Annotated in this window: 9 protein-coding genes; 3 read left to right on the plus strand and 6 right to left on the minus strand. The window is 64.8% G+C overall.

What is annotated here, in order from left to right; genetic code table 11:
* The first annotated feature begins 124 nt into the window (after positions 1 to 124).
* Both DBV08_RS31440 and DBV08_RS31445 read left to right on the plus strand, forming a co-directional pair.
* Positions 125 to 487: a DUF3817 domain-containing protein gene (locus DBV08_RS31440; protein ID WP_020908283.1), complete on the plus strand. Its 363-nt coding sequence runs from the start codon at positions 125 to 127 to the stop codon at positions 485 to 487.
* Between the two features lie 105 nt (positions 488 to 592).
* Entirely contained in the window at positions 593 to 1,489 is an 897-nt protein-coding gene (locus DBV08_RS31445) for a tetratricopeptide repeat protein (protein ID WP_166813667.1), read from the plus strand.
* A gap of 18 nt (positions 1,490 to 1,507) precedes the next feature.
* Here the strand turns inward: DBV08_RS31445 and DBV08_RS31450 are convergent, their stop codons facing one another.
* The 3 genes from DBV08_RS31450 to DBV08_RS31460 are packed head-to-tail and all read right to left on the minus strand — an operon-like array spanning position 1,508 to position 7,181.
* On the minus strand, positions 1,508 to 2,956 hold the full coding sequence (locus DBV08_RS31450; RefSeq protein ID WP_095973024.1) for a neutral zinc metallopeptidase: 1,449 nt from the start codon (positions 2,954 to 2,956) through the stop codon (positions 1,508 to 1,510).
* The gene (glgB, locus tag DBV08_RS31455) at positions 2,956 to 5,157 is read right to left on the minus strand and encodes a 1,4-alpha-glucan branching protein GlgB (protein ID WP_095973025.1); all 2,202 of its coding nucleotides are present in this window, start codon (positions 5,155 to 5,157) and stop codon (positions 2,956 to 2,958) included. Before glgB ends, DBV08_RS31450 begins: the two co-directional genes overlap by 1 nt.
* Positions 5,157 to 7,181, minus strand: a complete 2,025-nt coding sequence (locus DBV08_RS31460) for an alpha-1,4-glucan--maltose-1-phosphate maltosyltransferase (protein WP_095973096.1) — start codon at positions 7,179 to 7,181, stop codon at positions 5,157 to 5,159. The genes glgB and DBV08_RS31460 overlap by 1 nt, the downstream gene beginning before the upstream one ends.
* Positions 7,182 to 7,357: 176 nt before the next feature.
* On the opposite strand from DBV08_RS31460, the gene glgP reads away from it, so the two are divergent.
* Complete coding sequence (gene glgP / locus DBV08_RS31465) at positions 7,358 to 9,958, plus strand: alpha-glucan family phosphorylase (RefSeq protein WP_095973026.1); 2,601 nt, start codon at positions 7,358 to 7,360, stop codon at positions 9,956 to 9,958.
* 67 nt (positions 9,959 to 10,025) lie between these two features.
* On the opposite strand, the gene DBV08_RS31470 is transcribed toward glgP, so the two are convergent.
* Genes DBV08_RS31470 through DBV08_RS31480 form a run of 3 tightly spaced genes read right to left on the minus strand, consistent with a single transcriptional unit; the run spans position 10,026 to position 14,068 of the window.
* Positions 10,026 to 12,074: an ATP-dependent DNA helicase gene (locus tag DBV08_RS31470; protein WP_058038870.1), complete on the minus strand. Its 2,049-nt coding sequence runs from the start codon at positions 12,072 to 12,074 to the stop codon at positions 10,026 to 10,028.
* 9 nt (positions 12,075 to 12,083) lie between these two features.
* Positions 12,084 to 12,731, minus strand: a complete 648-nt coding sequence (locus tag DBV08_RS31475; protein WP_124570015.1) for an isochorismatase family protein — start codon at positions 12,729 to 12,731, stop codon at positions 12,084 to 12,086.
* Positions 12,728 to 14,068 (minus strand): nicotinate phosphoribosyltransferase, encoded by a 1,341-nt coding sequence (locus DBV08_RS31480; RefSeq protein ID WP_185565010.1) that lies wholly within the window; start codon positions 14,066 to 14,068, stop codon positions 12,728 to 12,730. The genes DBV08_RS31475 and DBV08_RS31480 overlap by 4 nt, the downstream gene beginning before the upstream one ends.
* Positions 14,069 to 14,139 lie beyond the last annotated feature (71 nt).

Raw genomic sequence — 14,139 nt, forward strand, 5'->3', positions numbered from 1 at the left:
ATCATCCGCGTCCCCAAGGCCTGAGTGTCTCAATACACCTGAACCAGTGCTCTCGCTCAGCGGCGCCCCGTGGTTTTCCTCACACAACTACGGGGCGTCGTAGTTGTTCGGGCACAATGGCCTCATGGCGAACATCTTTGACGTATCCACTCCCGCGAAACGCTTCCGTCTGGTGGCGTGGTGGGAAGCTGTGACCTGGGCGGCTTTGCTGGTTGCCATGTTCTTCAAGTGGGTCCTCGGACACGAAGAAGCGATTCGCATCCCCGGAATGGTTCACGGAACCGCCGGCTTCCTGGTGTTCATCGTTGTTGCCCTCCTGACCGCGTGGTCGCTCAAGTGGGACATCAAGACCACGATCCTTGCGCTGATCTCGAGCGTTCCGCCGTTCGGCACCGTCATATTCGAGCGCTGGGCAGTGCGAAACGGCAAGCTCGGCGAACTGTCCACGGAGTTCGAGGCATCCAAGGGAAACGCTGCGCTCGTCTGAGTGCTGCATCCCTCTACGTAGCTCCGCGCAACTCGTGACAAACTGGGAGTCGTGACTCGACCAGGTTCCAGGCCCCCCGCGCGTTCGTCCGCAGTTGCTGCCGCCATGAGCGGCGCAGTCGACTTGTCCGCCTTCAAAGAGCGGGCCACGGCCCCACCACCGCCGCGTAACACCAGCGGCGACGGGGCCGTTTCTGCTGTCTCCGGGGCAGTGATCGAGGTGACCGAGGAGAACTTCGAAAGCGAGGTCCTGCTCAAGTCGAGCCAGGTGCCGGTCATCGTCAACATCGGTGGCCGCGCATACGAGCCCTCGGTCGTGTTCACCGAAGTTCTCGAATCATTGGCCGCGCGTGCCGGCGGCAAGTGGATTCTTGCCAACGTCGACGTCGACGTGAGCCCTCGTATCGCGCAGGCGTTCGGCGTCCAGTCGGTGCCGACGGTTGTTGCCGTCGCGGCAGGTCAGCCGTTGGCCGATTTCCAGGGCGCTCAGCCGGAGGCGCAGCTCAGTCAGTGGTTCGACGCAGTGCTCCAAGCTGTCGAGGGCAAGTTGAGTGGGCCTGTGCCCGACGGTGACGAGCCCGTGGAGGAGGTCGAGGACCCTCGCTTCGTCGCAGCTGAAACCGCGCTGGACGAGGGCGATCTCGACGCCGCCATCGCTGCGTACCAGGTGATTCTCGACGCCGAACCCAACAACGCGGAGGCCAAGAGCGCTGTCCGCCAGGTGAAGTTCATGGCTCGGGTTCAGGGCGTCGATCCCGAGTCGATTGCGGCCGCGGATGCTGATCCGTCCAATCTCGAATTGCAGTTCGCTGCGGCCGACCTGGAAATGTTCGCCCAGCAACCCGAGGCGTCGTTCGCCCGCTTGATCTCGGTGGTCTCGCGAACTGCCGGCGACGACAAGGCTGCTGCTCGGACGCGCTTGCTCGAACTGTTCGAACTGTTCGACCCGGCAGAACCGATCGTCATCGCGGCCCGACGTAAGTTGGCTTCCGCTCTCTACTGACGTGTGGACCGGCAGCCGCTACTCCGTGTAGCGGCTGTCGCACACTTCCCGGCCACCGAGTACACCGGTCCGGAACGCGTCGACGCGCGCAAACCCACTCGGAACCGTCTCACCGTTGACGTCACTGGCGGCGAGGCCGTCGGTCAGCAGCCCCGATACGGCTTCGTCGAGGTCGCCGGGGGAGAGTGTGACCTGTGCGCCGGACGCCGCGGCGTTGGTGGGACTGAGCGCTGCGGTGATGACGCCGGACAGGCAGGCGGCGCGCAAGGCAGTCTGCGGGGTGTCGAGAGATTGGCCGTTCTCCTTCTGCATCGCGAGGGTGTACCTCGACGCGAGCAGGACGTAGGCGTTGTAGTCACCGGTGATGTTGGTCTGGATCAACTCGCGTCGCCCGACGCGACCCGGCGTGCCGCGCTCGGCAAGGTCGTCGACGCTGATTCCGATGGTGTTCGTCGACGGGCAGTACGACACGGGTTCGGTCGCAACGGCATCGCTGCACCCGGTGTCGGCGCCGGTGAACACAACCTTCGGCGGCTCGGGTAGATCGAAGATCGCTTGGAATGTCTTCACGAACTCGTCGAGAGTTGCCTCGGTGACAGGCAGTTCTCCGGAGTCGTTGCCTTCGGCGAACTGCTGCGGGAGGTCTGCGCGTCGTGACTCGATTTCGTCGGCGTCCATCTTCGCGCACGCACCGGCGCCGTCGGTGAAGCCGATCTGAGTGGCGGTGACGCGCTCGAAAGCCGAACCATGATGGCTCTCAGGATCATTAGGGTCTTCGTCGCGGATGGCGACGGCCGACGCCAACACCTTGTTGAGTCCGTCGGAGGTGTTCATCGTGAAGTGTGCGGCCTTGTCCTCCGCGACGTGCCGCAGGAAGGCGCCCCCGAAACAGTCGGCTTGCTGTTCTCGCACCAGGGCCGCATCTCGTTTACCGCCGACGATCCCGGCTTTGCGTTGAACCGCGTGGCCGTACTCGTGCGCAAAGATGAACGCGACGGCCACTTCGCCGAACTTCTCTCGAACCTCGGGCAGCAGCAGTTCGCGATCCCAACCGATGGTGTGATCGATGCTGCAGTACCCGGCGTTGATGAGTTCTTCGGTGGTCTCCTCGCAGAAGTCCGGTCCGTTCGATTCGGTGGGGTCCCACGAGATCAGCTCGTCGACCGGCTCGAAGGGCTTGTCGAACAGAGCCGGGTACTCGGCGGCCCAGTAGGTTTCGATGTCGGTGATGGCGTTGGCCGCCAGGGCGTCGATGTCCCCACCGTCGGTACCGGTGATTGCTCGGTCGGCATTGGGGGCTCCCGGACGCAACCCACTTGGTCCCGCTGTCGCGTCGAGTCCGGCGACACGGAACGGGTCGTGATAAATCGAGACGGCGTGACCGTTCGTTCCGCCGGCACAACCGGCGAGCAGTGCGGCCACCGCCAACAGTGACGACGTGACAATGACTACTCGCCGGCCGACCATCAACGCTCCAGACTTATCCAAATCGCTCCAGCAGCTGGCAGCGCCACCTGTGCGGAGGCTGGCCGACCATGCCACGAACGCGACGTTGCCGTGACCGCTCCGAGGTTCCCGACTCCGGAGCCGCCGTACACCTCGGCATCGGTGTTGAGAATTTCCACCCATCGGCCGGGCTCTGGTAGCCCGACGCGGTAGCTCGAGTGCTCACTGCCCGAAAAGTTGAACAGGCAGGCGACAATCGAACCGTCAGTACCGTAACGCAGAAAACTGAGGACGTTGTTCTCGGTGTCGTTGGCGTCGATCCAGGAGTATCCACCGGGCGAGGTGTCGAGGGTCCACATTGCCGGATGGCGTCGGTACGCGGAGTTGAGATCGCCGACCAGTCGCTGGACGCCGCGATGGAGAGTGCCGGTGTACTGATCGTCGAGCTGCCACCAGTCGAGGCCGCGTTCTTCGGACCATTCCGCGCTCTGGCCGAACTCCTGTCCCATGAACAGCAGTTGCTTGCCCGGATGCGCCCACATGTACGCAAGCAGTGATCGAAGACCTGCCGCCTTGGCGAAGTCGTTGCCGGGCATCCGGGTCCACAGAGTCCCCTTGCCGTGCACCACCTCGTCGTGGCTGATCGGTAGCAGGTAGTTCTCGCTCCACGCGTACATCAGCGAGAAAGTGATCTCGTGATGGTGGTAGGTCCGGTGCACCGGGTCGTGACCGAGGAACCCGAGGGTGTCGTGCATCCACCCCATGTTCCACTTCATGTTGAACCCGAGGCCACCGACATTGGTTGCCCGAGTGACTCCGGGCCACGCCGTCGACTCCTCGGCGACGGTGACGACACCTCGATGGTTCTTGTGGACGGTTGCGTTCATCTCCTGCAGGAACGCAACGGCTTCGAGATTCTCGCGGCCACCGTGAATGTTGGGAGTCCACCCACCTTCCGGACGTGAGTAGTCCAGGTACAGCATCGATGCGACGGCGTCGACGCGCAGTCCGTCGATGTGAAACTCCTCGAGCCAGAAGAGCGCGTTGGCGACGAGGAAGTTCCGGACCTCGCGGCGGCCGAAGTCGAATACGTATGTGCCCCAGTCCAACTGCTCGCCGCGTCGCGGATCTGCGTGCTCGTACAGGGGAGTTCCGTCGAAACGGGCCAGCGCCCACTCGTCCTTGGGGAAATGCGCGGGTACCCAGTCGACGATGACGCCGATTCCTGCGGCGTGCAGGTGGTCCACGAACCACCGGAAATCGTCGGGCGTGCCGAAGCGGGACGTCGGTGCGTAGTACGACGTGACCTGGTATCCCCACGATCCGCCGAACGGGTGCTCGGAGACCGGCAGCAGTTCGACATGGGTGAATCCGGTTGCGGTGACGTACTCCGCCAGCTGTTCGGCCATCTGCCGGTAGTCGAGACCGGGGCGCCACGATCCGAGATGCACCTCGTACACACTCATCGGCGACTGTGAAGGGTCGACACCTGCACGGGTTTCCAGCCAGGCAGCGTCGTTCCACACATGGGAACTGGTGGTCACCCGCGAGGCCGTCGCCGGTGGAACCTCGGTACCGAACGCCATCGGATCTGCCTTGTCGCGAACCGAGCCGTCGTGTCCGTGGACTCGGAACTTGTACAGCGAACCGACTGCGATGTCGGGCAGGAAGATCTCCCAGACTCCGGTGGAGCCGAGGACGCGCATGGGAGCGAATTGCCCTCCCCACCCGTCGAAATCGCCGACGACGGTCACACCGCGGGCGGCCGGAGCCCAGACGGCGAACGAGGTGCCGTCGACGGGTCCGTCCGGCGTTTCGTAAGAACGCGGGTGTGCACCGAGGATGTCCCACAGGCGTTCGTGGCGACCCTCGCCGAACAGGTGTAGGTCGAGTTCGCCGAGGGTTGGCAGGAATCGGTACGGGTCAGCCGCGAGAACGGTGTGTCCACCCGGGTACGTCACCGAATAGCGATAGTCGATCAGGTCGGGATAGGGGACCAAGGAAGCGAAGATGCCGTTCGAAACATGTTCGAGGGGAAAGCTTTTGCCGCCGATGACTGCGCTGACGGACTCGGCGTGGGGACGCAGCGCTCGCAGAACGGTCCCGTCGGCGTGGGGATGTGCGCCGAGGACGCTGTGTGGATCGTGATGTTCACCGCGCGCCAGCAGATCCAGATCGTGACTGTCCGGGGCGATACCCGAAGGGGACTTGTCTGTTGGCATCACTTGCCTCCACTCGCGCGGTGCGCGTTGCGTGCTTGGTAGGCCAGAGAGATCCGGGCCGGATACGGAACGGGTGGGAGCGCGAGGATGTGCGCCACCGAACGCCAGGGCTCGAGCCGGACGAAATTGGCCTGGCCCCAATTGAACTGCTCACCGGTTACTTCGTCGAGCACGGTCATGTGGTCGTGCCACTCGCGTCCGAGTGCCGGCATGTCCAACCAGACGGTGCCCTCCTCTGCCGCGAACGGGTTGAGGTTGATCACCGTCAGGACGGCGTCGCCGGTCGAGGCGTCGAACTTCGAGAACGCGATCAGTGCGTCGTTGTCGATGTGGTGAAAGTGCAGGTTCCGCAACTGCTGCAATGCGGGGTGTGCACGCCGGATGCGGTTGAGCGCGGTGATCCACGGCTCGAGCGATTCGCCTCTCGCTGCTGCTTCGGCGAAACGGCGCGGACGGAGTTCGTACTTCTCGGAGTCGAGGTATTCCTCGCTGCCGGGGCGAACGGCTTGGTGTTCGTAGAGTTCGTAACCGGAGTAGACGCCCCACGTCGGCGCCAGCGTAGCGGCGAGAGCTGCTCGTAGAGCGAACATTCCGGGCCCACCGTGCTGGAGGGATTCGTGCAGAATGTCCGGGGTGTTCACGAAGAGGTTCGGTCGGGCTTCGTCGGCCTTCGCCGCCAACTCGTTGCCGAATTCGGTGAGTTCCCACTTCGCCACTCGCCAGGTGAAGTACGTGTACGACTGGGTGAATCCGCGTCGCGCCAGGCCGTACATGCGTGCCGGACGGGTGAATGCCTCGGCGAGGAACAGGACGTCGGGGTCGGTCTTCTTGACCTCCGAGATCAGCGTCTCCCAGAAGTTGGGCGGTTTGGTGTGCGGGTTGTCGACCCGAAAGATCTTGACACCGGCGCTGATCCAGTGACGGACGACTCGCAGGATCTCCTTGTCGAGGCCGCGAGGATCGGTGTCGAAGTTGATCGGGTAGATGTCCTGATACTTCTTGGGTGGGTTCTCGGCGTAGGCGATGGTGCCGTCGGGAAGGACGTTGAACCACTCCGGATGCTTCTTGGCCCACGGATGATCCGGGGCGCACTGCAGTGCGAGATCCAGTGCCACTTCGAGATCGAGCTTGCGAGCGGTGGCGACGAAGGCTTTGAAATCCTTGAGGGTGCCGAGCTGAGGGTGGACTGCGTCGTGCCCGCCGTCGACCGAGCCGATGGCCCAGGGCGAACCGACGTCACCGGGCTCGGGGGTGAGGGTGTTGTTGCGCCCCTTGCGATTGATCTCCCCGATGGGGTGGATCGGCGGTAGGTAGACGACGTCGAAACCCATTGCGGCGATGCGGGGCAGGTCCTCGGCCGAGGTGCGGAACGTGCCGTGTTGCGGGACCCCGTTCTCGTCCCAACCACCCGTCGAGCGGGGGAAGAACTCGTACCAGGAGCCGAACAGCGCACGGTTGCGATCGACGACGACGGGGTGGGACTCGCCCTTGGTGACCAGTTCTCGGAGCGGAGTGGCGCGGAGCAGTTCGGCCACGTCGGAGGCGAAGGCCGGAGCGACGCGAGCAGTCAGCGCCTGATCGCTGCGCAGCGACGCCGTGACGGCCTCGAGCCGGGACCTGTTGCCCCGCGGCACCTCGTGCGCGGCCTGTTCGAACAGGCGCGCACCGATTTCCAGGTCGTTGGCCAACTCGACAGCGCCCTGCCCGACGGCCAGCTTTGCTTCCACCGCGTGCTTCCAGGTGGCGATGGGATCGCTCCACGCCTCGATCCGGAACGACCACATGCCTTCGGCGGACGGCGTGAACACCGCGTCGACGGTGTCCGGTTCGGTGCCGGGATCCATCGGAATACGCAGCGGCTTGGTTCCGCGCGGACCACGCACCACCAGAGTTGCGGAAATGGCGTCGTGGCCTTCTCGCCACACGGTGGCATGCACCGGAAAGACTTCACCGACCACGGCCTTTGCCGGATAGTTACCCGAGATCTCGGGTACCACGTCGTCGATACCGAGGCGTCCTGACACGGGAAGCTCCATTTCTGGTGATGGATCGCGGTAAAACTTTCTTTCGCCGGTTCAACCGTAGTGGGTGTCGCGCCGGAGCGCTGATAACGGCGAATTCGGGTCCGTCGGTGGTCAGGTCGGCTCGGACGTGAGGTTCCACCAGACAGAGTGCAAGGAACTCGACTAGGGTTCGCGGGGTGAAAGCCTTGCGTCGGTTCACTGTCCGAGCCCACCTTCCGGAGCGCCTCGCCGCGCTCGGCCCCCTGTCCACCAACCTTCGTTGGTCGTGGCATCCCGAGACACAGGATTTGTTCTCGCGACTCGACCCCGAACTCTGGCAAGCAGTCCAGTTCGACCCGGTCCGGATGCTCGGGGAAGTCGACCCCGCCCGGCTCGACGAACTCGGCAGCGACGAGGCATTTCTCGGTGACCTCGACACTGCAGCAGCCGATCTCGACGCTTACCTGAGTACGCCGCGCTGGTATCAGTCCCAGCAGGCCAAGGGCACGTCGTTGGCCGGCGGAATCGCGTACTTCTCCATGGAGTTCGGGGTCAGTGAGGTTCTGCCCAACTACTCCGGGGGATTGGGCATCCTTGCCGGTGATCATCTCAAGGCCGCGTCCGATCTCGGGCTGCCGCTCATCGGCGTCGGACTGCTCTACCGATCCGGCTACTTCCGCCAGTCGCTGACCGCCGACGGTTGGCAGGCCGAGCACTACCCACCCCACGACCCTCAGGGGTTGCCTCTTCGTTTGCTGACGGACGCAGGCCCGGCCTCCGACGAGGGATCTCCGGTCGTCATTCACGTGGCCATGCCCGGTGGCCGTGTGCTTCGTGCGCGAGTGTGGATCGCTCAGGTCGGCCGAGTGCCGTTGCTGCTGCTCGATTCCGACATCGCCGAGAACGACGCGGACCTTCGCGGCGTCACGGACCGCCTCTATGGCGGGGACCAGGATCACCGCATCAAGCAGGAGATCCTCGCGGGTATCGGCGGCGTGCGCGCGGTCCGCGCCTACACCGCGGCTTACGGATTGCCCGATCCCGAGGTGTTCCACATGAACGAGGGGCATGCCGGATTCCTCGGTATCGAACGGATTCGGGAGCTTGTCACCACCAGTGGTCTGGACTTCGATTCCGCTCTGGCCGCGGTTCGAGCCGGAACCGTATTCACGACGCACACCCCGGTACCTGCCGGAATCGACCGCTTCCCGGCAGATCTGGTCCGCCATTACTTCGGCGGCACGAACGGCGAGAACGAATCGACGTTGCTTCCTGGCCTGACCGTCGACCGCATCGTCGGGATGGGGCGCGAATCCGATCCGTCGATCTTCAACATGGCGCACATGGGCCTTCGTCTGGGGCAGCGCGCGAACGGCGTCTCGAAGTTGCACGGCATCGTCAGCCGCGACATGTTCAACGGACTCTGGCCGGGATTCGACGCCGACGAGGTGCCGATCGGTTCGGTCACCAACGGTGTGCACGCACCGACGTGGGCGGCGCCGGAGTGGATGGACGTGGCCAGGCGGATCGTCGGGCAGGAGCAACTCGAAGAAGCGCGCGGGTGGGAGCGCCTGCACGAGTTGTCGGCCACGGAACTGTGGGAAACACGTAATGCGTTGCGCGGCAAGTTGGTCGACGAAGTTCGTCGTCGCGTCCGGGCGTCGTGGCTGGAACGCGGCGCGACCGAGGCTGAACTCGGCTGGACCACTGGAGTTTTCGATCCCAACGTTTTGACCGTCGGATTCGCCAGGCGCGTTCCGACGTACAAGCGGTTGACGCTCATGCTGCGTGATCCCGAGCGTCTGCGTGCGATGTTGCTCGACGAGGAGCGTCCGGTGCAGTTGGTGGTGGCCGGTAAGTCGCACCCCGCCGACGACGGTGGCAAGGCACTCATTCAGCAGGTCGTACGGTTCGCCGACGAAGCGGATGTCCGTCACCGCATCGTCTTCCTGCCCGACTACGACATGTCCATGGCCCGCTACCTCTACTGGGGCTGCGACGTGTGGCTCAACAACCCGCTTCGCCCACTCGAGGCGTGCGGTACTTCCGGCATGAAATCCGCGCTCAACGGTGGACTCAACCTCTCCATTCGTGACGGATGGTGGGACGAGATGTACGACGGCGAGAACGGGTGGGCCATTCCGACGGCCGACGGTGTTCTCGACGACGTGCGGCGTGACGATCTGGAAGCCAGCGCCCTCTACGAACTTCTCGAGCACGCGGTGCTGCCGACGTTCTACGACCGTGATGCGGCCGATCTGCCGACGCGCTGGGTCGAGAGGGTTCGCCACACCCTCGAGAATCTGGGCCCGAAAGTGTTGGCATCACGCATGGTTCGTGACTACGCGGTCGACTACTATGCCCCTTCGGCGGAATCAGCTCGAGCGGTAGTGGCGGATGATTTTGCCGGTGCGCGTGAGGTGGCCGAGTTCCGTCGCCGCATCGAATCGCAGTGGCCGTCGGTCGCCGTCGAGCAGGTGGACGGTTCCGGCCTGCCGGACACTCCGGAGATCGGTGCGACCATTTCGTTGACGGCCAAGGTCCGCCTCGGCGGCTTGTCGGTCTCGGATGTCGAGGTTCAGGCAGTTCTCGGACGCGTCAGCCCGGGCGAGGAACTCACCGACGTGGTGACGTTCCCGATGACACACTTCGGCGCCGAGGACGGAACCGAGATCTTCGAAGCCGAGGTCGCCCTTCCGGTCTCCGGCTCCGTCGGCTACACCGTACGGGTTCTGCCACATCACCGGTTGTTGGTCAATGCGTCCGAACTCGGATTGGTGACCACACCGAACGTCTGACGTTGTGCTTTCTGCCCCGGGCCGTTCGGTCGGTACCGGGGCAGAATTGTGCCCGGGTGAAACTCGGTCAGGGACGCGAGTCGCGGATGCGGGTGAGTGCCTTGCGGACGACTTCGGGGTTGGTCGTCTCCCAGAACGGAGGCAGTGATGCGCGAAGGTAACCCGCGTACCTCGCCGTGGCCAGACGCGGATCGAGCACGGCGACCACGCCCTTGTCGTCTGTGCTGCGAAGCAGACGGCCCACGCCCTGTGCCAGGAGCAGCGCCGCGTGATTGGCCGAGACGCTGAGAAAGCCGTTACCGCCATGGGATTCGATGGCTTGCTGGCGGGCCATCAGCAGTGGGTCGTCCGGGCGCGGGAACGGAATCCGGTCCAAGATGACGAGGCTCAGCGACGGCCCCGGAACATCGACGCCCTGCCACAGGGACAACGTGCCGAACAGTGACGTGGGTTCGTCCTTGGCGAAGGCCTTGACGAGGGTGCCGGTGGCGTCGTCGCCCTGGCACAGGATCGGTGTGTCGAGGCGTTCGCGCATGGCCTCGGACGCGGCTTTGGCGGCGCGCATCGACGAGAACAGTCCGAGGGTGCGTCCGCCCGCAGCCTCGACAAGTTCGGCGATCTCGTCGAGATAGACCGGGGAGAGGCCGTCGCGGCCGGGCGTGGGCAGGTGGCGGGCAATGTAGATGATGCCGGCCTTGGCATGGTCGAACGGCGACCCGACGTCGAGCGAGTTCCAGCGGAAAGCCGAAGCGTCGGAAGGGGCTTCGGTTCCGATGGCGGTACCCGAGTCGGGGCGCGCGGACGATTCGGCGGGGAGACCCCAGTTGACGGCGAGCCCGTCGAACGATCCGCCGACGGTCAGTGTCGCGGAAGTGAGAACGACGGTGGATTCGGCGAACAGTCGTGAGCGCAGCAACCCGCCGACCGAGAGCGGAGCCATCCGGACGGAGCGCCGCACCGATCCGCGGAACTCGTCCGAGGACAGCCAGACGACGTCCTTGCGCTTGGCCGGGTCGGGTTCGTCGAAAGCAGTGAGAATGCGCACGGCGCTGTCGTGGACGTCGTCGACGGACGAGAGCGCGGCGTTGCGGGCGGCAGCGGCTTCGGGGTCTGCGGCCGCCATACCCGGTTTGGCCGGGCCGATAGCGGTGCGCAGCGACCAGGCCGCGTCGCGGATCGCGGCCAGTGCGGGCGCCGCCCCGTCCGGGAGGCCTTCCCATCGACCTGGCCGTAATTCTTCGAGGAGCCCCGCCCAACCCTCGCCGGCAGCTTCGAGTCGGTCGGCGTCCTGTTCTTCGGCGATCTTGCCGCAGCGCCTGGCCGCGGCACTGATCGAGGCGGCAGTGAGATCAGCCGTGGCAACGCCGGTGACGCGGTCGACCAACTCGTGGGCCTCGTCGATCACCACGACGTCGTGGTCGGGAAGGATCTGGATGCCGGTGATGGCGTCGATGGCGAGCAGTGCGTGGTTGGTGACCACTACGTCGGCTTTCGACGCCTCGACTCGGGCCCGCTCGGCGAAGCAGTCCTCACCGACCGGGCACTGGTTCTTGCCGATGCACTCGCGGGAGGTGACGCTGACCTGCCGCCACGCCTGATCGGACACGCCCGGCACCAATTCGTCACGATCACCGGTTTCGGTGTCGGAGGACCATTCGGTGAGGCGTACGACCTCCCGGCCGAGACGCGAGACCGTGAACGGATCGAACAACTCGTCCTCGGGCGGCTGCTCGGACGCGCCGGTGTGGATCTTGTTCATGCACAGGTAGTTGTTGCGGCCCTTGAGGATTGCGAACTCGGCGCGTCGGCCGAGTGGCTTCTTCAGTGCGTCGGCGAGCCGCGGCAGATCTCGATCGACGAGCTGACGCTGAAGCGCGATGGTGGCGGTGGACACGACCACGGTGCGTCCCGATTCGACCGCGTGGCGCAGGCTCGGAACGAGGTAGGCGAGCGACTTACCGGTACCGGTGCCGGCCTGGACGGCAAGATGCTCGCCGGTGTCGATCGAGTGCGCCACGGCGGACGCCATCGTCAGCTGACTGGTTCGTTCGGCACCGCCGAGCGACCGCACCGCTGTCTGGAGCAGTTCGGGAACGTTCGGGAGTTGATCGGCCACCCACGAAGGTTAATGGATCCCTACGTCAGAAACGTCCACGGATGATTCCCGGGGTAGTTCCCCGGCATTCGAGTCTTCTTCCAACGACGCCTCGTCTCGCCCGATCAGCTGCACTCCCGCCTCCTGCATCTGCACCAATGCCGACTCGATCGTGGCGGTCGACACACCAGCGGTGAAGGGGAGAAGAACCGTCGTGGCGAACCCCGCGCGCGCGGCGTCGACGGCCGTGGCCTTGACACAGTGATCCGTGGCGATGCCGATCACGTCGACGTCGGTGATCTCGTGGGCGCGGAGCCAGTCCTCGAGCGTCGTGCCGTCCTCGGTTGCTCCCTCGAAACCGGAATAGGCAGCGCTGTAGGCGCCCTTGGAGAAGATCGCCGAACCGGCGACAGAGGCGTCGAACGCCGGATGGAACTCGGCGCCGGCCGTCCCGACGACGCAGTGAACCGGCCAACTGTCGACGAAGTCTGGAGTCTCGGAGAAATGCGCCCCAGGGGCGATGTGAAAATCGCGAGTCGCGACTACGGCGTCGTACTCGTGGGAGTTGACGAAATCGTTGACGGCAGCCGCAACCGCAGCACCGCCGTCGACAGCGAGAGCGCCACCTTCGCAGAAATCATTTTGAACGTCGACGACGATCAGTGCTTTTGCACTCACCGGTGCTCACCTCCGGAGAATCGAACGGGCACTGCCGAGTCTCCGCGCGAGAGCTTGAGTCCTTCCCACGGCAGGCTCACGAGCCCAGCCTTCAGAACTGCGCGGCTCTCTTCGAGCGTCGGTGCGCTCTCGACGACTTTGCCTTCGCGAACCAACGGGATCAACAATTCGGTCGCGCCGTCCGCCTCGGAAACCGGAGCGGGCGAGCCGGCGGGGTAGATGACTTCTTCGACGATCGTTCCGGTCGGACGCACCACGCGCAGTGCCTTCTTGGCGCCGCCACGAGATGCCTTGTTGGTGCTTCTCTTCTCGACGGCGATCCCGTCCACCTCGACCAACTTGTAGACCATGCCCGCTGTGGGCGCGCCCGATCCGGTGACCAGTGAAGTGCCGACGCCGTACGAGTCGACGGGTTCGGCCCGCAGGGCCGCGATGGCGTACTCGTCCAGGTCGCCGGAGACGACGATGCGCGTCTTGGTGGCACCGAGGTCGTCGAGTTGTTGCCGTACCTGGCGAGCCAGGACGCCGAGATCACCGGAATCGATGCGAACTCCGCCCAGTTCGGGACCGGCAACGGCGACAGCCGTTTTCACACCCTCGGTGATGTCGTAGGTGTCCACCAACAAGGTGGTGGACACGCCCAGAGCGGCGACTTGACCGCGGAATGCCGCAGCCTCGTCCGGACCGTCCTCGGTGGTGTGCAGGAGAGTGAAAGCGTGTGCACTGGTACCCGCGCTGGGTACGTCGTGACGCCGCGCGGCTTCGAGGTTGGAGGTGGCGTCGAACCCGGCGAGATAGGCGGCACGTGAAGCGGCGACGGCTGCCTGTTCGTGTGTGCGACGCGAGCCCATCTCGATCATCCGTCGGCCACCCGCTGCGCTCACCATGCGGGCTGCGGCCGAAGCGATCGCGCTGTCGTGGTTGAGGATCGAGAGAATCAAGGTTTCGAGGATGACGCACTCGGCGAACGTTCCGCGGACCGAGAGAATCGGTGATCCGGGGAAGTAGAAGTCGCCCTCGCGGTAGCCGTCGATGTCACCGGAGAATCGATAGTTGCGCAGCCACTCGACCGTCGTGTCGTCGAGGAATTTCGCAACGATCGCCAGTTCCGGTTCACCGAACCGGAACTGCTCGAGTGCGTCGAGCAGGCGTTCGGTACCGGCGACGACGCCGTAGCGACGACCGTCGGGCAGCCGCCGTGCGAATACCTCGAAACTGCAGTTACGGAAGGCAGATCCGTCGGCGAGAGCCGCCGAGAGCATGGTCAGTTCGTACTGATCGGTGAGCAGTGCGGTGCTGGCACCGGCGTCGCGGATGTCGGAAATTTGCGTAGGCACGCACACAACTCTATGCGCGAGACGACGTGGGTGGGTGTTGTCGCCTCTCGTCGCGCCGTACCCTGGATACA

The organism is Rhodococcus sp. KBW08, from assembly GCF_003852455.1.
Lineage (GTDB): Bacteria > Actinomycetota > Actinomycetes > Mycobacteriales > Mycobacteriaceae > Rhodococcus_F > Rhodococcus_F baikonurensis.

Coding starts and splice junctions, on each gene's coding strand:
- DBV08_RS31440 (WP_020908283.1), top strand. CDS start 125: ATGGCGAACATCTTTGACGTATCCACTCCCGCGAAACGCTTCCGTCTG.
- DBV08_RS31445 (WP_166813667.1), top strand. CDS start 593: ATGAGCGGCGCAGTCGACTTGTCCGCCTTCAAAGAGCGGGCCACGGCC.
- DBV08_RS31450 (WP_095973024.1), bottom strand. CDS start 2,956: ATGGTCGGCCGGCGAGTAGTCATTGTCACGTCGTCACTGTTGGCGGTG.
- glgB (WP_095973025.1), bottom strand. CDS start 5,157: ATGCCAACAGACAAGTCCCCTTCGGGTATCGCCCCGGACAGTCACGAT.